Annotated in this window: 19 protein-coding genes and 1 tRNA gene; 14 read left to right on the top strand and 6 right to left on the bottom strand. The window is 21.5% G+C overall.

Features of this window, described 5'->3' with window-relative positions; translation table 11 throughout:
• Position 1: 1 nt before the first annotated feature.
• The 4 genes from M3Y47_RS01485 to dnaB form a co-directional block, all read right to left on the bottom strand.
• Entirely contained in the window at positions 2 to 664 is a 663-nt protein-coding gene (locus tag M3Y47_RS01485; RefSeq protein WP_252839324.1) for a YggS family pyridoxal phosphate-dependent enzyme, read from the bottom strand.
• Between the two features lie 3 nt (positions 665 to 667).
• Complete coding sequence (ruvX, locus tag M3Y47_RS01480; protein ID WP_252839323.1) at positions 668 to 1,090, bottom strand: Holliday junction resolvase RuvX; 423 nt, start codon at positions 1,088 to 1,090, stop codon at positions 668 to 670.
• A 2-nt stretch (positions 1,091 to 1,092) separates the two neighbouring features.
• Positions 1,093 to 1,668 (bottom strand): YqgE/AlgH family protein, encoded by a 576-nt coding sequence (locus M3Y47_RS01475; protein ID WP_252839322.1) that lies wholly within the window; start codon positions 1,666 to 1,668, stop codon positions 1,093 to 1,095.
• Between the two features lie 143 nt (positions 1,669 to 1,811).
• Entirely contained in the window at positions 1,812 to 3,185 is a 1,374-nt protein-coding gene (gene dnaB, locus M3Y47_RS01470; RefSeq protein WP_252839321.1) for a replicative DNA helicase, read from the bottom strand.
• A gap of 468 nt (positions 3,186 to 3,653) precedes the next feature.
• Here dnaB and ssb point away from each other — a divergent pair, with 468 nt between their 5' ends.
• Positions 3,654 to 4,148: a single-stranded DNA-binding protein gene (ssb, locus tag M3Y47_RS01465; protein WP_252839640.1), complete on the top strand. Its 495-nt coding sequence runs from the start codon at positions 3,654 to 3,656 to the stop codon at positions 4,146 to 4,148.
• Between the two features lie 77 nt (positions 4,149 to 4,225).
• Here ssb and M3Y47_RS01460 read toward each other — a convergent pair whose 3' ends face one another.
• The gene (locus M3Y47_RS01460; RefSeq protein ID WP_252839320.1) at positions 4,226 to 4,963 is read right to left on the bottom strand and encodes an alpha/beta fold hydrolase; all 738 of its coding nucleotides are present in this window, start codon (positions 4,961 to 4,963) and stop codon (positions 4,226 to 4,228) included.
• A gap of 156 nt (positions 4,964 to 5,119) precedes the next feature.
• On the opposite strand from M3Y47_RS01460, the gene M3Y47_RS01455 reads away from it, so the two are divergent.
• Together M3Y47_RS01455 and M3Y47_RS01450 are read left to right on the top strand one after the other, a co-directional pair.
• The gene (locus tag M3Y47_RS01455) at positions 5,120 to 5,692 is read left to right on the top strand and encodes a NifU family protein (RefSeq protein WP_252839319.1); all 573 of its coding nucleotides are present in this window, start codon (positions 5,120 to 5,122) and stop codon (positions 5,690 to 5,692) included.
• 217 nt (positions 5,693 to 5,909) lie between these two features.
• The gene (locus M3Y47_RS01450) at positions 5,910 to 7,541 is read left to right on the top strand and encodes a peptide chain release factor 3 (protein ID WP_436835287.1); all 1,632 of its coding nucleotides are present in this window, start codon (positions 5,910 to 5,912) and stop codon (positions 7,539 to 7,541) included.
• A 1,226-nt stretch (positions 7,542 to 8,767) separates the two neighbouring features.
• Here the strand turns inward: M3Y47_RS01450 and M3Y47_RS01445 are convergent.
• A tRNA-Ser gene (locus tag M3Y47_RS01445) sits at positions 8,768 to 8,858 on the bottom strand.
• Between the two features lie 282 nt (positions 8,859 to 9,140).
• Here M3Y47_RS01445 and aroK point away from each other — a divergent pair.
• The 11 genes from aroK (at position 9,141) to tuf (ending at position 19,443) form a co-directional block, all read left to right on the top strand.
• A complete protein-coding gene (gene aroK / locus M3Y47_RS01440; RefSeq protein WP_252839318.1) occupies positions 9,141 to 9,659 on the top strand; it encodes a shikimate kinase AroK in 519 nt (172 codons plus the stop codon).
• 40 nt (positions 9,660 to 9,699) lie between these two features.
• A complete protein-coding gene (gene aroB, locus M3Y47_RS01435; RefSeq protein ID WP_252839317.1) occupies positions 9,700 to 10,794 on the top strand; it encodes a 3-dehydroquinate synthase in 1,095 nt (364 codons plus the stop codon).
• A 50-nt stretch (positions 10,795 to 10,844) separates the two neighbouring features.
• Complete coding sequence (gene rpe / locus M3Y47_RS01430) at positions 10,845 to 11,525, top strand: ribulose-phosphate 3-epimerase (protein WP_252839316.1); 681 nt, start codon at positions 10,845 to 10,847, stop codon at positions 11,523 to 11,525.
• Between the two features lie 42 nt (positions 11,526 to 11,567).
• Positions 11,568 to 12,587 (top strand): tryptophan--tRNA ligase, encoded by a 1,020-nt coding sequence (gene trpS, locus M3Y47_RS01425; RefSeq protein ID WP_252839315.1) that lies wholly within the window; start codon positions 11,568 to 11,570, stop codon positions 12,585 to 12,587.
• A gap of 1,463 nt (positions 12,588 to 14,050) precedes the next feature.
• On the top strand, positions 14,051 to 14,440 hold the full coding sequence (gene tusD / locus M3Y47_RS01420) for a sulfurtransferase complex subunit TusD (protein ID WP_252839314.1): 390 nt from the start codon (positions 14,051 to 14,053) through the stop codon (positions 14,438 to 14,440).
• 31 nt (positions 14,441 to 14,471) lie between these two features.
• Positions 14,472 to 14,831: a sulfurtransferase complex subunit TusC gene (tusC, locus tag M3Y47_RS01415; protein ID WP_252839313.1), complete on the top strand. Its 360-nt coding sequence runs from the start codon at positions 14,472 to 14,474 to the stop codon at positions 14,829 to 14,831.
• Between the two features lie 13 nt (positions 14,832 to 14,844).
• On the top strand, positions 14,845 to 15,135 hold the full coding sequence (tusB, locus tag M3Y47_RS01410; RefSeq protein WP_252839312.1) for a sulfurtransferase complex subunit TusB: 291 nt from the start codon (positions 14,845 to 14,847) through the stop codon (positions 15,133 to 15,135).
• 54 nt (positions 15,136 to 15,189) lie between these two features.
• The gene (rpsL, locus tag M3Y47_RS01405; RefSeq protein WP_252839311.1) at positions 15,190 to 15,564 is read left to right on the top strand and encodes a 30S ribosomal protein S12; all 375 of its coding nucleotides are present in this window, start codon (positions 15,190 to 15,192) and stop codon (positions 15,562 to 15,564) included.
• Between the two features lie 41 nt (positions 15,565 to 15,605).
• Complete coding sequence (rpsG, locus tag M3Y47_RS01400; RefSeq protein ID WP_252839310.1) at positions 15,606 to 16,076, top strand: 30S ribosomal protein S7; 471 nt, start codon at positions 15,606 to 15,608, stop codon at positions 16,074 to 16,076.
• 20 nt (positions 16,077 to 16,096) lie between these two features.
• Positions 16,097 to 18,205 carry an elongation factor G gene (gene fusA / locus M3Y47_RS01395; protein ID WP_252839309.1) on the top strand — a complete coding sequence of 703 codons (2,109 nt, stop codon included), beginning with the start codon at positions 16,097 to 16,099 and terminating at the stop codon, positions 18,203 to 18,205.
• 53 nt (positions 18,206 to 18,258) lie between these two features.
• Complete coding sequence (tuf, locus tag M3Y47_RS01390) at positions 18,259 to 19,443, top strand: elongation factor Tu (RefSeq protein WP_252839308.1); 1,185 nt, start codon at positions 18,259 to 18,261, stop codon at positions 19,441 to 19,443.
• The last annotated feature ends 130 nt before the right edge of the window (positions 19,444 to 19,573 follow it).

Raw genomic sequence — 19,573 nt, 5'->3', positions numbered from 1 at the left:
ATTAAGAAAAAATTTTTTTTCCAATTCTGATCAATGTACTACCATATAGAATAGCTTTTTTAAAATCTTGGCTTGTTCCAAGAGATAATGTATTTATATTTTTATATTTTTTTTTCATTTTCTGAAAAATGTTTTGTATTTTTTGATATTCGTCATTTTTTGAATTGAGATTTGGTAGACACATTATTCCTTTTAAGTGTAAGTTTTTAAGATTTTTTACATATTCAGCTAATTGAAAACAAGATTCTTTTGATGTTCCGTTTTTATTTCTGTTATTGCTAATATTTATTTGTATTAAAACATTTAATGGAGGTGTGATATTATTACGATGTTTATTTAATAAAAACGCAATTTTTTTGCGATCGATGGTATGACACCATGAAAAATTTTTTGCAATAAGTTTTGTTTTGTTACTTTGTATTTTCCCAAGAAAATGCCATTTTAATTTATTTTTTTTGAATTTTTTTATTTTTTTTAAACTTTCTTGTAAATAATTTTCTCCAAAAGATACAAATTTATTTTTTATCATTTTTTTTATTACGTGTGTTCCTTGATTTTTTGTTACGATTAATAATTTTATTTTTCTAGATTTTATTTTATTTTTTTTAGAAAAATTAGAAATTTTTTCATATATATTTTGAATATTTTTTATTATTTTTGACATATTTTATTTTTTATTTTTGTATGTATTTTGATATAACCAACTTCTTAAAATAATTAATGCAGAAGTAGAATTTATGTTTTTGACATTTAGTTTTTTCTTTCCATATTTATTAAATAAAACAGATTTTGCTTCTTGTGTTGTAAATCTTTCATCTTGGAGATGTATTGGAATGTGAAATTTTTTGAATAATTTCATAGAAAATTTTCTTGTTTTTAAAGTAGTTTTTTGATTTTTTCCGTGTATATTTAAAGGTAATCCAAGAATAATTTTTAAAGGCTCCCATTCTGATATTATTTTTTTTATTTTTAACCAGTGATTATTTTTTTTTCTAGAAATACAATCTAATGTTCGAGAAGTTTGTATAAAACTTTCTCCAATAGCTACTCCTATGTTTTTCGTTCCGTAATCAAATGCTAAAAGAATCATTTTCAGATTTTTCCATGTTCAATTGTGAGTGTATTAATATCTTTGATGCCTAATATTTTTATACATTTTTCCCATTTTTTCTCTAAAGAAGTATGGAATAAAAGATCTTTATTTGCTTTAATGAGTAACCAATTATTTTTTAATATTTCTTTTTGTAATTGGTTTCGACTCCATACACAATGTCCTAAAATAATTAATAATTTTTTAAAATTATTTTTTTTATTTAGAGCTTCTAATATATCTTTTGAAGATGTTATTGAAATTGATTTTGAAATATATATATCTGAAAGAAAGTTCTTTTTTAAAGAATGTAAAATTAATCCCTTGTTTCTTTCTATTGGGCCTCCAAATATTATTGGATATTTTATTTTTTCTAAAATTTTTTCTTTTAAAGAATAAATTTTTAATTTATTAAAAAGTTTTTTTGTTGTTAAATTATTAATTTTTTTATTAATTATAACACCATTAATTTCTTTTTCATGATCTTGATATATATATATTACTGTTTTATAAAATAATGAATTATAAAGTTTTGGCATAGCAATTAAAAGATGATTTTTAAAATTAATAATTTTCATCTATTTTACCTCATAGTGTTGAAATCAATTATTTCAAATAATTTCCGAAATTATATATAAAATTTTTTGTATACTTGAAAAAAATTTTTAGATTAAATTGAAGATAGAAATTGAGAAAAATTTTATTAAAAAAATATCTTATTTTATTCATTTTCATATATATTTTCGGCATAATTATCAAATCTTGAACATTTTTTATTAAATGTTAAACGTATTGTACCTATTGGTCCATTTCTTTGTTTACCTATAATTATTTCTGCAATTCCTTTTAAATTTGTTTCTGGATTATAAATTTCATCTCGATATATAAACATAATGACATCTGCATCTTGTTCGATAGATCCTGATTCTCTTAAATCTGAATTAATTGGTCTTTTATCAGATCTTTGTTCTAATGATCGATTTAATTGAGATAAAGCAATTATTGGCACTTTTAATTCTTTTGCTAAAGATTTTAAATTTTTTGAAATTTCTGTTACTTCTAATGTTCGATTATCTGATAAAGATGGAATATTCATGAGTTGTAAATAATCTATCATAATTAAACTAATACCTTTATTTTCTTTATATATACGTCGAGATCTTGATCGAATTTCATTTGGTGTAAGATAAGAGGAATCATCTATGTATATATTTTTCTTTTTGAGTAATATGTTGATTGTACTAGAAATTCTTGACCATTCTTTATCATTAATTTTTCCTGTACGAAGGTTTTTTTGTTTTACTCGAGATAAAGAAGATAACATTTTTATTATAATTTGCTCACTGGGCATTTCTAAACTGAAAATTAATATCGGTTTTTCATACATCATAGAAATATTTTCACATAAATTCATTGCAAAAGTTGTTTTACCCATAGAAGGTCGAGATGCTATAATAATCAGTTCAGATGGTTGTAAACCAAATGTTTTTTCATTAATGTCATGATATCCTGTATCAATTCCAGTAATTTTTTTATAAGGTTCTTGAAGAAGTTTTTCTAAATTTTTTACTGTTGTACTCAAGATTTCTTCTATATTTTTTAATCCGTTGTTATTTTTTCTTTTTTTTTCTGTAATTGAAAATATACGTGATTCTAAATAATTTAAAATTTCTGTACTTTGTTTTCCATTTGGGTGATAACTGATATTTTTAATTTTATCAGCAATTGAAATTAATTCTCTCATTATTGAATTTTCTTTAATAATATTTGCATAGGTAGAAATATTTGAAGTACTGAAAGTATTTTTAGATAACTCGGCTAAATAAGAAAAATTTCCAATTTTTTCTAAAAATTTTTTTTTTTCTAAAGATTCTGAAAGCGTGATTAAATCTATTGGTTTTTGAGAATTTATTAAAATTTCCATTTCTTGAAAGATTATTTGATGTGAATAAATAAAGAAATCATTTTTTCTGATAATTTCAAATATTTCATCCCATTTTTCATTTTTTAACATTAATCCACCTAAAAGAGATTTTTCTGCTTCAATAGAGTTAGGTAGAATTTTTTTATTGTATTTTATTTTTTTTATAGACATAGTTAAACTTTCGCCATATATATTTGTATATAAAATTTTTTTTAGAATATTTTTTTTTGAAAAGGATTTAAATATTTTATAAATTGAAAATTTGTTTTTTATAATTTTTTCAAAATTTTTTTGTTTTATTTTTTTAAAAAAATAAACAAAATATATATTTTATGTCAATTCATATTAAATTAACAATAAATAAAAAATATTTTTTATTAATATGAACGAAAAAAATAAAATTTAAAAAATATTTTTTATACTTCAAATAGATAATATAATTATATTTATTTGAAATACAAGTTTTGCAATTTTTATATTTATTTTTATTATTACAGAGTGATTTAAAATTTATTGACGTTTTTTCTTTTTTTTTAAATTTTTATTTTTTTCAAGTTTTTATACAATATATGATATATAATTTAATAAAATATATTTTTTTTGAATAATATTTTGTGTGTTCAGTTAGGAGATTTTATTATGGCTAGTCGAGGAGTAAATAAAGTAATTTTAATAGGATATTTAGGGCAAAATCCTGATATTCGTTATATGACAAATGGTTCAGCGGTAGCAAATATTAATTTAGCTACTTCAGAAAATTGGAAAGATAAAAATACTGGTGAAGTTAAAGAAAAAACAGAATGGCATAAAGTAGTTTTATTTGGAAAATTAGCTGAAATTGCTGGTGAATATTTAAAAAAAGGTTCACAAGTATATATTGAGGGTTCTTTACAAACAAGAAGATGGAAAGATAAAAATAATTTTGAAAGATATACGACAGAAATAATAGTAAATATTAATGGTTCTATGCAAATGTTAGGTTCTCGACAAAATAATTTAAGTGTAAAAAAAGAGAATTTCACAAAACCTGTGAATAATACTTTTTCAAAAAAGAAGGATTCTTTTGAAGATGATAAAAAAATTTTACTACATGATGATACAAATATGGATTTTGAAGATGAAATTCCATTTTAAAAAAGAAAAATTATTTAAAAATTTTTAATAAACATTTTTAAAAATTTTTTTAGAGATAAAATTATATTTTTCATTTTTTATAAATCAATATATTTTCTTATTTTTTTTATAAGAATTTTATAAAATAAATTTAAATGAGATATAAAAGGAGCATGATTTGCATGATTTATAATAATAGAGTTTTCATTTTTTAAAATTTTATCTACATAATATTTAACATCTTTTTGTACTATTATATCAAATTTTCCATATATTCTAAAAATTGGAATATGTATTTTTTTAATTAAATTTCGAGTATCTAGTTTTATTAAAATTTTTGTATTAAAATTTATTGATTGAGGATTGTTATTTGAAGAATTGATAATTTTTTTATATAAAATTTTAATATTTTTTTTATTTAAATTTTGTAATTTTAAAAAATTTTTTATCGTTTGAAAATAATTATTGTTAAGCTCATTTTTTAATTTTTTTATTTTATTTAAATTTAGCCCAATCCATGATTTTTTTTTTATAAAACATGGAGAAGACGAAATTGTCACTAGTAATTTTATTTTTTCTTGTATTTTTAAAGTGAGTAGAGTAGCTATTATACCACCTATAGACCATCCTATTAATATAGAATTTTTTGGTATTGAAATAATTGTATTATTAATAAAATTTTGAAGTTCTAAATAAAAATTTTTATTTTTTTTTGGTATGTGTAAATTTATTGTATGTACATTAAAGTGTTTTTTTAATTTTTTTTTTAGATAAAACCAAATTTTTTTATTAAATCCTAGACCATGTATTAATATTACAGTAAATTTTTTTATCATAATTTATTAAATTTTTATTTTTTTTTAGTAAATTTAATTTTATTGTATAAATTTTTTTATCTTTTTTAAAGAAATTTTATAATTAAAATATATATTTAATTTTATTTTTAAGATAAAATTAATTTATTGTTAATTTGCACGTAAGTAATAAAAATTATGATTAAAATATCTAAAAATGCACAAGAATATATTTCTAGATTACTTTATAAAAAAAAAAATATACATGTCAGAATTTTTATTAAAAATTTTGGAAAAGAGGATGCTTCTTGTCATATGGAATATGTTCATATTGATGATGTTCTTACTCAGGAAAAAGAAATTAAATTTAGTAATTTTAATATATATATTAATAAAAGAGATTTACCATATTTAAAGAAATCTGAAATAAAATTAGTCAAAAGTGATTTAAATTTTGAGTTAATGTTAAATGCTCCTGATTTGAAAAAAACTTTTCAAAAGAATGATTATTCTTTGCAAGAAGAAATTAATTCTTTTATTGAATTACATATTAATCCATTTCTTTTTTCACATGGTGGAAAAGTTGTGTTAATAGAAGTGAACAAAAAAAATCAAGCTATGATTGAATTTCAGGGAGGTTGTAATGGTTGTTCTATGGTGAGTACAACTTTAAAGGATATGGTAGAGAAACGTTTATTAAATAATTTTAAAAAATTAACAAAAGTTATTGATGTAACTAAGCATATACATGATATTCATTCTTATTATTAATTTTTTTTTTAAAAATATCAGTATTGATAAAATTTTTTTTCAATTTATTATTTAGAGAGATTTTGTAAATCTTATTACAAGTAATTTTTTTTTTAATAGTTTTTCGTATTCTTTGAATATTATTTCTATAATGTATTTTAAGATCATAATATCTTCATAAGAAAGTATTATGTGAAATGTGAAATTTTTGGATACATTATTATAATTTGAAAATTTTATGTCATTTAAAAGAGAAAAATTTGCTTTAATGAAAAAGATAATTTTAGATCAAAAAGATATTTCTAAAATTAAGAGAAGACGAACATTTGCCATTATTTCTCATCCTGATTCAGGAAAAACAACTATTACAGAAAAATTTTTATTATTAGGTAAAGTTATTCATCAAACAGGAATTATAAAACCAAAAAGATTTAAAAAATATACAAAATCAGATTGGATGGACATTGAAAGACAAAGAGGAATTTCTATAAATACTTCTGTTATGAGTTTTTCTTATTTAGGATATCATATAAATTTATTAGATACACCAGGTCATGAAGATTTTTCAGAAGATACATATAGAGTTTTAACTGCAGTAGATTGTTGTTTGATTATCATAGATGGTTCTAAAAGTGTTGAATCTAGAACAGAAAAATTAATGAAAGTTGCACGTATTAAAAAAATTCCCATAATAACGTTTATTAATAAAATAGATAGAAATACCTATAATTATATTAAAATTTTAGATGATATTGAAAGAAAATTAAAAATTTTTTGTGTTCCAATAAATTGGCCTATTGGTTGCGGAAAACTCTTTAAAGGAATTTATGATATTTATACTAATAAAATTTCTTTATTTACGCAAAATTCTTTAATAAAAGTAATTAAAAAAAATATTTTTTTAAATCATAATGATTTTTTTTTAAGAAAGTATTTAGAAAAGAATGAAATATTACAGTTGTTAGAAGATTTAGAGTTAATTCAATCTTGTTATAATTCATTTAATAAAAGAAAATTTTTGCAAGGAAAAGAAACGCCTTTGTTTTTTGGAAGCGCATTAAATAATTTTGGGATTAAAAATATTTTAAATAAAATAGTTTTATGGGCTCCTTATCCAAAAATTAGGAATAGTTTGACCAGAAAAGTTTTTTCTATTGAGAAGTATTTTTCAGGTTTTGTTTTTAAAATACAAGCAAATATGAATCCTAAGCATCATGATAGAATTGCTTTTATTAGAATAGTTTCTGGAAAATATACAGAAGGAATGAAATTTTATCATGTTAGAACAAAAAAAATTAAAATTATTAAAAATGCAGTAAATTTTATTGCAGGAGAAAGGTGTTTAATTAAAAAAGCGTATCCTGGAGATATTATTGGAATACATCATATGGGAGATATTAAAATTGGAGATACTTTTACAGAAGGTGAATTAATTAATTTTATTGAAGTTCCGAAGTTTGCTCCAGAATATTTTAAAATTATTTATTTGAAAGATTCTTTTCAGCAAAAAAAATTATTACGTGGGTTAAAGCAATTATCAGAAGAAGGGGTGATTAGTTTTTTTCAAACTTTTATAGATCGTTCTTTAATTTTAGGTGTTATAGGAAAATTACAATTTGATATTGTTTTAGAAAGATTAAAAATAGAATATCATGTTGTAGCAAAATATAGAAAAACAGATATATCTATTATTCGATGGATTTCTAGTACGAATAAAAAAGCATTTGAGATATTTAAAAAAGAAAATGATTTATTTTTAGCTTATGATAATGATAATGAAATAATTTTTTTTACGACCAATATTTTTAAATTAAATTTAATTAAATCTCAATATAAAGATATATATTTTTCAGAAATGAAGAGATTTTAAAAAAAATAAAATTATATTTTTGAATTTTTAAAAATTTTTAAGAGAACAGTGAATTCAGAAAGTTATTTTGTTTAATACATGTTTTTTATTTTTTATTTTTTAATATTATTTGTATGAATTTATAATTCATTTAATTATTGTAAAGATGAAGATTTTTTATAATTATTAAAATTCTATAAAATTCATATTATTTAAGATAAATATTTGAAATAAAATTTTTCCATGTTGTTATAAATAATAAAATTATTTTTTTTAAAGTATATTTTTCTTAAAAAAATTTAAATTTTTTAATGAATTGAATTATTTCATATGCAATAAATATTAATTTAAAATAAATATTTTTTATTTATAAAAAATACTTTTATTTAAAAAAAAATATTAATTTTGTTAGAGAATACTTTTTTTTTTAAAATATATAATATAAGAATATTTTTTAATGATTTCCATAATTTTAAAAATTTTAATTTTGTATAAAGTTATTTGAGTAAGTTTAAAAAAAATATTTTTATTAAAAATTATTTTATGTGTATTAGTATTATAAGTATAATTATGTTATATATAAATTTTCAAAAATTTTATTCTATAAACTAATATATCAAAAAATTTTTTTAGATTGAAATATATAAATAAAAATTTTTTGTATACTTAATATGAAAATTAATATAATATGATGAATTTTTAAGATGAACTTTTTAATATTCTAGAAAAAATAAAATGTTATATCATGTACTTATAAATTATTGTATTATCAATATATATTTATTTAAGAAATAAGAATAAATATAATGTAAAAATGATGAGTTTATGAAGTGTTTTGAGGTTTAAAAAAGTTTTTCATATTAGAAGTTAAATGATTGAATTCAATTTATGAATAATTTTTTTTATAATAAAAATTATTTTTATATATTTTTTTATTTTTAATTTTAAATTATATTAAAAAAATCTTTTTATTTTTTTTTAAGATATATATTTAATATTTCTTTTATCAGAAAATTAAAAAATTTTTTATTATTTTAAATATTTTACAAATAGATTAGAAAATTTTTATTTTTTTATATATTTTAGATTCTTAAAAAATTTTCAGTTGAGATATATTAACATGTATTTTTTTTTACTTACTTTTAGTAAGTAAAGATTATTTTCATGATATAAGAAAAGGTTTAGAGTATTATAGTTAAACTGTTCGAAATTATAATTGAAATATTATTTTTTTTTTTTTTTATTTTTGGTGGTGAGAAAGGGATTCGAACCCTTGATACGCTTTGTGCGTATACATGCTTTCCAGGCATGCTCCTTAAGCCACTCGGACATCTCACCTTTTTTGTAGTACTTTTACTCAGTTTAATAAAAAAATATAAAACGTCAAGAGCTTTATTGCAAATCTTTAATATTTTTATATAAAAATATTATAAAATGATTAATTTAATAAAATTTAAACATATACATTATTATATATTTATATTTATATGTAAAAAATATTTTATATTTTTGAAGTCAATTTTTTTAATAATATTAATTTTTTATATAAATTTTTTAAAATTTATATTTTTTATTACAAATTTATTCATTTATTTAACTTTTTTATATTATTATATTCATATGAAAAAAAATAAAAATTTATTTTTAATAGGTCCTATGGGTGCTGGAAAAAGTACAATAGGTAAATATTTATCAAAAAATCTTCAGATGAAATTTTATGATTCTGATCAGGAAATTGAAAAAAGAACTGGTGCTGATATAAATTGGGTTTTTGATATTGAAGGAGAGTCTGGTTTTAGAAAGAGAGAGACAAAAATTATTTCTGAATTAACTAAAAAAAAGGGAATTGTTTTAGCTACTGGGGGAGGATCTATACTTTCAAGTGAAAATCGAAAATTTTTATCTGCTCGTGGAATAGTTATTTATTTAAATATAACTATTGAAAAACAATTATTAAGAACTAGAAAAGATAAAAATAGACCTTTATTACAAAATAAAGATTCTTTAAAATCTACTTTAGAGAAATTAGCAAAAGAACGAAATTATTTATATAAAAAAATTTCTGACATTATAATTAATGCAGATAATTATAGCGCAAAAACTATTGTACAAAATATTATTAAATCGTTAAATTTATGATTTTCTTTTATTTTAAAATTACTTTTTATAAGATCATATTATGATAAAAAAAATTTCTGTTTCTCTAAAAAAAAAAAGTTATTCGATAATTATTGGTTTTAAAATATTTAAAAAATCAGATTTCTTATTTTATTTTTCTAAGAATAAACGATATTTTTTAATTACAAATAATACATTGTTATCTATATGGGCAAAAAAAATTTTACAAATTTTCAAAAAAAATAATATTAATATTGATATTATTGTAATATCTGACGGAGAAATATATAAGAAAATTGAACAAGTAGATTATATTATAAAAGAATTATTGAAAAAAAATTGTAGTCGAAATGATGTTTTAGTAGCTTTTGGAGGAGGAGTAATTGGAGATATTACTGGTTTTGTAGCTTCTATTTATCAAAGAGGTATTAGTTTTATTCAAATTCCAACAACTTTGCTTGCTCAAGTAGATGCATCTATTGGAGGAAAAACTGGTGTCAATCATGCATTAGGGAAAAATATGATTGGTACTTTTTGGCAACCTAAAGTGGTGATTATTGATTTGTTTTTTTTATCTACTTTATCAAAAAGAGAATTATTGTCTGGATTTTCAGAAGTTATTAAATATGCTATTAGTTTTGATAAAAAATTTTTTATATGGTTAGAAAAGACATTTTTTAGATTAATTAATTTAGAGAAAAAAAGCTTATTATATTGCGTGAAAAAATGTTGTAAAATAAAAGCAAAAATTGTTTCTTTAGATGAGAAAGAAAAGAATTTGAGGGCATTATTGAATTTTGGTCACACTTATGGTCATGCGATCGAATCATGTACTAATTATAAAAATTTTTTACATGGAGAAGCAATTTCTATAGGAATGATTTTATCTGCACGCACTGCTGAAATTTTAGGTATATTAGAAATTTCTCAAGTGAAGAAAATAATTTCTTTATTGAATAAATTTCAATTGCCAATTTTTTTTCCTAAAAAAATTCCTTTATTAAATTATATTTCATATATGAAACGAGATAAAAAAAATTCTTACGGAAAAATAAAATTGATTTTACCATTTAAAATTGGATTAGTAAAAATATATGATAATATCAAAGAAGAAGTTATTTTATCATCAATAAAAAATTCTTTTGAAAAAATATAATTTTTTTATGAAAATAATGTTTTTTTTCTTCCATTTTTTGGTTATAACATATGAAAAAAATACTTTTAGCTCCTTCGATTTTATCAGCAAATTTTTCTATTTTAGGAAAAGAAATAAAAAATGTTTTAGATGCAGGAGCAGATATAATTCATTTTGATGTTATGGATAATCATTATGTTCCAAATTTAACATTTGGTCCAATGGTTTTAGAATCTATTAGGAAATTTAATATTTCTTGTCCTATTGATGTTCATATTATGGCTAAACCTGTAGATACATTAATTCCTTTGTTTGCAAAAGCAGGCGCAACATTTATTACAATTCATCCTGAATCTACTTATCATTTAAATAGAACTTTAGATCTTATTAAAGATTACGGTTGTAAAGTGGGAATAGCATTGAATCCTACTTCTTCTATTGATGTTTTAGATTATATTATAGAAAAATTAGATTTAATTTTAGTTATGTCTGTAGATCCTGGATATCCTAAACAGAAATTTATTTTTAATGTTGTAAAAAAAATTTCTAAAATTAAAAAAAAAATTCGTTTGAGTAAACGAGAAATATATGTTTCTGTTGATGGAGGAGTGAAAATGTGTCATATATACTCTTTATTAAAAGCAGGAACTGATATTTTTGTTATGGGATCGTATATTTTTAGAAATTCAAATTATCAATTTGTTATTAAAAAAATTAGAGAGAAGATAAATAGTTTTTATATAAAGAAATAAATATCGAAAGATATTGTATTATAATTGAGAATTTACAAACTAATGAATAAAAAAAAAACAGTTTTTAGTGCTATGCAACCTTCAGGAAATTTAACAATAGGAAATTATATTAGCGTTTTACGACATTGGAAAGGTTTGCAAAAAAAATATAAATGTATTTTTTGTATAGCAGATTTACATTCTTTAACCTCTGTTACAAGTAATAAAAATTGTTCATCTATAAAAAAATCTATTTTAGATACTTTAGCATTATATTTATCATGCGGAGTAGATCCTAAGAAAAGTATTATTTTTATACAATCTTCTATTAGCGAGCATGCTGAATTAAATTGGATTTTGAGTTGTTATACTTCTTATAAAGAATTAATGAGAATGACGCAATTTAAAAGTAAAATATTAGATTTAAAAAAAAATATTAATACTGGATTATTTAATTATCCTGTCTTAATGGCATCTGATATTCTTTTATATAAAACAGATAAAGTGCTCGTTGGAGAAGATCAAAAGCAACATATAGAATTAACTCGCAATATTTCTATGAAATTTAATTCTATTTATGGAAAAACTTTTCAAGTGCCTAAGATATTAATTTTTCAAAAAGGTGCAAGAATTATGTCTTTATTAAATCCTAAAAAAAAAATGTCTAAATCGGATAGTAATTTAAAAAATTCAATTTTTTTATTAGATAATCCTAAAGATATTTTAAAAAAAGTAAAATCTTCAATTACAGATTCGGATTTTCCTCCAAAAATATTTTTTGATATTGATAAAAAACCTGGAATATCAAATTTATTAATTATTTTATCAACTTTAAATAACGTGTCTGTATGTGATTTAGAAAAGTATTTTTTAGGAAAATCATATTTAGAATTAAAGCAAGAGGTATATAACGCTTTAATAAAAAATATTATTCAAATACAAGAAAAGTTTTTTTTTTATAGAAATAATAAATTTTTATTAAAGGAAATATTCTATAAAGGATCACAGCGAGCATCGAAAATAGCTAAGAAGACTTTATCAAATATATATAAAATTTTAGGATTATTGAAAAAATTTGAGTAAATTTTAGATTTAATAAAATATTATTTAAATACGTAAAAATTTTTTTTTCGATTATTTCTTTATATGTCATCACGTTAGAAATATGGAAAATATATGATGTTCAATTTTTTTAAAGAGAAAATTTTATTTTTACATTTTATAGTTGATTATTTTTTTAAATATTAATAAGTTTTATTTTTTTTTTTTTTTTTTTTTTTTTGTATAAATAAAATACTAATTATTATTGAATTTTTTTATAGAGATTAATTTCTAAATGTTGTATTTATGATACATCAAAACATTTAAAGTGATTTAAATAAAATTTATTATGTAAAAAAAATATCGTTTATTTTTCTATAAAAATAAATATAAATATTATAAATATTTCAGAAAGTTTTTATATAGATGGTTTGTAAAAATTAAAAAAATTGTAAAAAAAATGATATAAAATTTTATTATTATTTGATTATTTATATTTATAAATAATTAATGATTTTTTTATAAATTTTTTTTTAATTTTTAAGTTTATAAATTTAATTAAATATTTTTTCTTTACTTTATTAAATTTTTATTTGTGTAAATATAAATATGAAGTATTTATAAAAAAAATGTTTTTTAAAAAAAAATATTTTTTATATTAATATTTTTTATATTTTTATATAGATATTTGAAAAATTAAAATTATATTAAATTTATTAATAAATATGTATTTTATTTCATAAAAACTTGATTAAAAAAAATATTAATTATTGTAAAAGAATTATTGATATGAATAAAAATTCATTTTTAATTAATATATATTTTTAAGATAAATTTTTTATATATTTTGAACATATCAGATTATTTCAGAGATTATTCCTAATATACATATTATTCTAAAAAAATTATTACATTATTTAAAAATATTAATATGGTGATTTTTTTAGTGGTAATAAAAAGAATTATAAAAATTTAAAATATTTTTTTTATTAAAAATAATTTCTCAGATTATTAATTTATAAAAAATGAAAAAAATAATTTTTTAACATTTTATAAATAAAAATATTATTTTTTTCTAGAATAGAAATATTTTTTTAAGATTTATATGTAAAATAGTTTTTATTTATTAGTATTTTATTAAATAATAATAAAAATATAGTTAAAATAATTGACATATTTTTTTTTTTTTTTTTTTTATATTTTTAAAATATAGTTTAAGTTAATTATTATTGAAAAAATGATTTATTTTGAAATATATATTTATATTTTTTATGAAATAATTTTATAGATAAAATATAAATTTTTACGAGAAAAAATAGCGAAAAAAAAAAGATAAATTAAAAAAAAAATATTAAAAAATTGAAAAAAAAATAAAAAAAAAAAGTATAAAAAATATTATTTTATGAGATAATTTTTTATAGTTTAATAAAATTATATGCAGAATTTATATTTTTTAGTGAGAAATTTTTAAATTATATATATATTTTAATATTTAGGAGATTTTTTTGATTTATACTGTAATTGTCACTGGTCCTGCATATGGAATAGAAAATTCTATTAGTGCATTATTATTTTCTGATGCATTAATTATAAGGAGAAAACATATAATAAAAAGTGTTTTTTTTTATTGTGATGGAGTGTCACATGCAAATAAGTTTTTGTCTGCAGGATCAAATATATTAGATTTAAGAAAGAAATGGATTTTATTTAGTTTACAAAATAAAATTAGATTAAGTGTATGTTTTAGTTCTTTATTAAATAGAGGGATTATTCATTTCAAAAAATTCTTTGGTAATAATTCTTTACAAGGAAATTTAGATATTTTTTTTAAAATATCTAATTTAGAAGAATTATCTAGGGACATTCAAAAATCTGATCGTGTAGTAAAGTTTTAATGTTTGGTATTGGAGTGGAAATAAAATTTTTATGAAAGATATTGCAGTAATTTTTTCACATTCTCCTCATGGAAATAATATTGGAAGAGAAGGATTAGATCTAGCTATTTCACTTACCCCTTATACAAAGAAAATAGGAATTTTTTTTTTAAGTGATGGAATTTTTCAATTTTTAAAAAAAAAAAACATAAAAGAAGTTTATTCTTCTAATTATAGTGATAGATTTCAAGCGTTATTTTTTTTAGGTGTCAGAAATTTTTATTGTGATTACCAATCTTTAAAGGATAGAGGTGTATTAAGTTTAAAAAATTTTCTTTTCCCAATAAAAGTTTTAAATACTAGAAAATTCATGAAAAAAATAAATGATTTTGATCATATTTTAAATTTTTAAGAGGATTTGAGTTGTGTTACATATTTTAATAAATACTCCTTTTAAAAGTGATATAAGATTGTTAATAAAATCTCTTACAAAAAGAGATGATTTAATTGTTATTCAAGATGGTGTAATATTTTCTATTAAGCAAAATATTTTTTTAAAAAAAGTTTTTTTAAATACACGAAAAAATTATGTTTTATTAAATGATTTAATTATTAGGGGAATAAATATTACAGATATATCAAAAATTTTCATTCCAATTAATTACCAAGGTTTTGTTAAGTTAACAGAACATCATAAAAATCAGTTAATTTGGTAACAAATATAAGAAATATATTTTTTTATAAATAAATTTTTATAAAATAGGAGAAAAATGGTTACTTTAAATCAATTAGTCAGAAAATCTAGAACAAAAAAGAAATTTAAAAGTAATGTACCAGCTTTATATAGATGTCCTCAAAAAAGAGGTGTTTGTTTAAGAGTTTATACTACTACTCCAAAAAAACCAAATTCTGCTTTGAGAAAAGTTTGCAGAGTAAGATTAACTAACGGATTAGAAGTAACAGCATATATTGGTGGAGAAGGTCATAACTTACAAGAACATTCTGTCGTTTTAATTCGAGGAGGAAGAGTCAAAGATTTACCTGGAGTTAGATATCATGTTATTCGAGGAGCATTAGATTGTTCTGGTGTAAAAGATAGAAAAAATGGACGTTCAAAGTATGGTGTAAAAAAAAAGAAAGCTTAAATTAAGAAAATTATAAAGTTAGATATATTACAGGAGAGAAAATGCCTCGTCGTAAAGTAATTGGCTCTAGAAAGATTTTGCCGGATCCTATGTTTTCTTCTGAATTATTAAGTAAATTTATTAATATACTTATGATCAATGGAAAAAAATCTCTTGCTGAGGTAATTGTATATGATGCTTTAAAAAAATTATCTAAAAAAACTGGTAAAAATCCTTTAGATTCTTTTGAAAGCGCATTAGAAAAAGTTCGTCCAATAGTAGAAGTAAAATCTAGAAGAGTAGGAGGATCAACTTATCAAGTACCTATTGAAGTTCGACCAATTAGAAGAAATGCTTTAGCTATGCGTTGGATTATTGCATCAGCTAGAAAAAGAACAGATAAATCAATGTCTATTAGATTATTAAATGAATTATTTGATGCAATATCGAATAAAGGTAATGCTGTTAAAAAAAAAGAAGAATTACATAAAACTGCTGAAGTTAATAAAGCTTTTGCACATTATCGTTGGTAATAAAAATTTTAAGGAATAGAATGGCACGATTGACACCTATCAAAAATTATAGAAATATTGGTATTAGCGCACATATAGATGCAGGGAAAACTACTACTACAGAAAGAATTTTATTTTATACTGGCGTAAATCATAAAATTGGAGAAGTTCATGACGGGGCAGCAACAATGGATTGGATGGAACAAGAACAAGAAAGAGGTATAACTATTACTTCTGCTGCTACTACAACTTTTTGGTCTGGGATGGCGAATCAATATTCTTCTCATCGTATTAATATTATAGATACACCAGGTCATGTTGATTTTACTATTGAAGTGGAACGCTCGATGCGTGTTTTAGATGGAGTGATTATGATATATTGCGCTGTAGGAGGTGTTCAACCGCAATCAGAAACCGTGTGGAGACAAGCAAATAAATATAAAGTTCCAAGAATTGCTTTTATAAATAAAATGGATCGTTTAGGAGCAAATTTTTTTAATGTAGTTGATCAAATTGAGAAGAGATTAGGAGCTATTCCAGTCCCTATACAATTGCCGATTGGATCAGAAGAGAATTTTGTTGGTGTTATTGATTTAATTAAAATGAAAGCGATTTATTGGAATGAACAAGATAAAGGAATTACTTTTATTTATAAAGATATTCCAGAAAATTTATTATCTCAGTCGAAAAAAGAAAATAATAAAATTATTGAATTAGTTGCAGATTTTAATGAATTTTTTATGAATAAATATTTAAACGAAGAGTGCTTTTCTGAGGATGAAATTAAAAAAGTATTAAGAGAAAAATCATTAAAAAATGAAATTATTATAATTACTTGCGGTTCTGCTTTTAAAAATAAAGGAGTTCAAGCATTATTGGATTCTGTGATCGATTTTCTTCCTTCTCCAAGTGATGTTAATTCTGTTTCTAGAGTTTTACATGATTCAAAAAAAAAATCTTTAGCTATTGCGGAAGACAAAGATAAAGAACCTTTTTCCGCACTTGCATTTAAAATTTCTAGTGACCCATATGTTGGAAATTTAACTTTTTTTAGAGTGTATTCAGGTGTGATTCGTTCGGGAGATACAATTTTAAATTCTATTAAAAATAAAGTAGAACGTTTGGGTAGAATAGTCCAAATGCATGCGAATAAAAGAGAAGAAATTAAAGAGGTACGTTCTGGAGATATAGCAGCAGCGATTGGTTTAAAAGACGTTAGTACTGGAGATACATTATGTGATCCTGAAAATTCTATTATTTTAGAGAAAATGGAGTTTCCTGAACCTGTTATTTCTATTGCTGTTGAGCCAAAAACTAAAATTGATCAAGAAAAAATGGGTATTGCATTAAATAGATTAGCAAAAGAAGATCCATCTTTTAAAGTTTGGACTGATCAGGAATCCAATCAAACAATTATTTCTGGTATGGGTGAGTTACATTTGGAAATAATTGTTGATCGAATGAAAAGAGAGTTTAATGTTGATGCAAATATAGGTAAACCACAGGTTGCGTATCGTGAAACAATTAGTATTGATGTAAAAAATATTGAAGGAAAATATATTAAACAATCCGGTGGTAGAGGACAATATGGACATGTTGTAATTGATATTTTTCCTTTAGAACCAGGATCTGAAGGATATAAGTTTATTAATAAGATTAAAGGTGGAATTATTCCTGGAGAATATATTCCTGCTGTAGATAAAGGGATTCAAGAACAGTTAAAATTTGGACCTTTGGCTGGTTATCCAGTAGTTGATATTGGAGTTATTTTACATGATGGTTCTTACCATGATGTTGATTCTTCTGAAATTGCTTTTAAATTAGCTGCTTCTATTGCATTTAAAAATGGTTTTAAGAAAGCAAAACCGATTCTTTTAGAACCGATAATGGTTGTCGAAGTAGAAACTCCTGAAGAATATATGGGAGATGTGATCGGTGATTTAAATCGAAGAAGAGGAATTATTGAAAGTATGTTAAATAATAATAATATCAAGGTTATAAAATCTTTGGTTCCTTTGTCAGAAATGTTTGGGTATGCAACTGATTTACGATCGCAAACACAAGGAAGAGCTTTGTATTCAATGGAATTTTTAAAATATTCTCAAGCTCCTACTAATGTAGCTCAAAATATTATTGAAAAGAAAAAATAAAAGAATAATATTTTTAATAAATTTTTATTTTATATTTTATTTAAAGGTAGACTATGTCAAAAGAAAAATTTAAACGTGATAAAGTTCATATTAATGTTGGTACTATAGGTCATGTTGATCATGGTAAAACAACATTGACTGCAGCAATTACAACTGTTTTATCTAAAAGTTATGGTGGATCTGCACGTGCTTTCGATCAAATTGATAATGCTCCAGAAGAAAAAGCACGAGGTATTACAATAAATACATCACATGTTGAATATGATACTAAAAACAGACATTATGCACATGTAGATTGTCCAGGTCATGCTGATTATATAAAGAATATGATTACTGGAGCGGCGCAAATGGATGGAGCTATACTTGTTGTTGCAGCGACTGATGGACCAATGCCGCAAACTCGTGAGCATATATTACTTGGAAGACAAGTAGGAGTTCCTTATATTGTTGTTTTTTTAAATAAATGTGACATGGTAGATGATGAAGAGTTGTTAGAATTAGTTGAAATGGAAGTAAGAGATCTTTTAACTCAATATGATTTTCCTGGTGATGAAACTCCAATTATTCGAGGATCTGCTTTGAAAGCATTAGAAGGTGATCCTAAATGGGAAGAAAAGATAGTAGAATTATCAAATTTTTTAGATAATTATATTCCTGAACCTAAAAGAGCAATTGATGGATCTTTTTTATTACCGATTGAAGATGTTTTTTCAATTTCAGGAAGAGGTACTGTAGTTACTGGACGAGTTGAACGTGGTATTATAAAAGTTGGAGACGAAGTTGAAGTTGTTGGAATAAAACCTACTACAAAAACAATTTGTACAGGTGTAGAAATGTTTAGGAAGTTATTAGATGAAGGTCGTGCTGGAGAAAATATTGGTGTATTATTAAGAGGAATTAAACGTGACGATATAGAAAGAGGTCAAGTTTTAGCTAAACCAGGAAGTATTTTACCACATATTAAGTTCGAATCAGAAGTTTATGTTTTATCTAAAGAAGAAGGTGGAAGACATACACCGTTTTTTAAAGGTTATAGACCTCAATTCTATTTTCGAACAACTGATGTAACAGGTTTTGTTGAGTTGCCTAAGGATATGGAAATGGTAATGCCTGGAGATAATGTAAAAATTATTGTAACATTGATTAATCCAGTAGCTATGGAGGAAGGATTGCGTTTTGCTATTCGTGAAGGTGGTAGAACAGTAGGCGCAGGAGTGGTTTCTAAAGTGATTAGTTAATTCTTCATTTTACAGTTAGATATATTGATTTGAATAATTTTTTAATAAAAATCAAGAAAAGATTTTTGCTTTTCTTGATTTTTTTATTCTAAGTGAAAAATTTTTAATTTTAATTTGTAAAGATATTATT

The sequence above is a fragment of the Buchnera aphidicola (Sipha maydis) genome (assembly GCF_024029855.1).
Taxonomy (GTDB): Bacteria; Pseudomonadota; Gammaproteobacteria; order Enterobacterales; family Enterobacteriaceae; genus Buchnera_J; species Buchnera_J aphidicola_BI.
This window is presented reverse-complemented; position numbering and strand designations above follow the sequence as displayed.

Coding starts and splice junctions, on each gene's coding strand:
- M3Y47_RS01455 (WP_252839319.1), top strand. CDS start 5,120: ATGATTAAAATATCTAAAAATGCACAAGAATATATTTCTAGATTACTT.
- dnaB (WP_252839321.1), bottom strand. CDS start 3,185: ATGTCTATAAAAAAAATAAAATACAATAAAAAAATTCTACCTAACTCT.
- M3Y47_RS01460 (WP_252839320.1), bottom strand. CDS start 4,963: ATGATAAAAAAATTTACTGTAATATTAATACATGGTCTAGGATTTAAT.
- ssb (WP_252839640.1), top strand. CDS start 3,654: ATGGCTAGTCGAGGAGTAAATAAAGTAATTTTAATAGGATATTTAGGG.
- M3Y47_RS01475 (WP_252839322.1), bottom strand. CDS start 1,668: ATGAAAATTATTAATTTTAAAAATCATCTTTTAATTGCTATGCCAAAA.
- aroK (WP_252839318.1), top strand. CDS start 9,141: ATGAAAAAAAATAAAAATTTATTTTTAATAGGTCCTATGGGTGCTGGA.
- fusA (WP_252839309.1), top strand. CDS start 16,097: ATGGCACGATTGACACCTATCAAAAATTATAGAAATATTGGTATTAGC.
- tusC (WP_252839313.1), top strand. CDS start 14,472: ATGAAAGATATTGCAGTAATTTTTTCACATTCTCCTCATGGAAATAAT.
- rpsG (WP_252839310.1), top strand. CDS start 15,606: ATGCCTCGTCGTAAAGTAATTGGCTCTAGAAAGATTTTGCCGGATCCT.
- trpS (WP_252839315.1), top strand. CDS start 11,568: ATGAATAAAAAAAAAACAGTTTTTAGTGCTATGCAACCTTCAGGAAAT.
- rpsL (WP_252839311.1), top strand. CDS start 15,190: ATGGTTACTTTAAATCAATTAGTCAGAAAATCTAGAACAAAAAAGAAA.
- aroB (WP_252839317.1), top strand. CDS start 9,700: ATGATAAAAAAAATTTCTGTTTCTCTAAAAAAAAAAAGTTATTCGATA.
- M3Y47_RS01485 (WP_252839324.1), bottom strand. CDS start 664: ATGTCAAAAATAATAAAAAATATTCAAAATATATATGAAAAAATTTCT.
- tuf (WP_252839308.1), top strand. CDS start 18,259: ATGTCAAAAGAAAAATTTAAACGTGATAAAGTTCATATTAATGTTGGT.
- M3Y47_RS01450 (WP_436835287.1), top strand. CDS start 5,910: ATGTCATTTAAAAGAGAAAAATTTGCTTTAATGAAAAAGATAATTTTA.
- rpe (WP_252839316.1), top strand. CDS start 10,845: ATGAAAAAAATACTTTTAGCTCCTTCGATTTTATCAGCAAATTTTTCT.
- ruvX (WP_252839323.1), bottom strand. CDS start 1,090: ATGATTCTTTTAGCATTTGATTACGGAACGAAAAACATAGGAGTAGCT.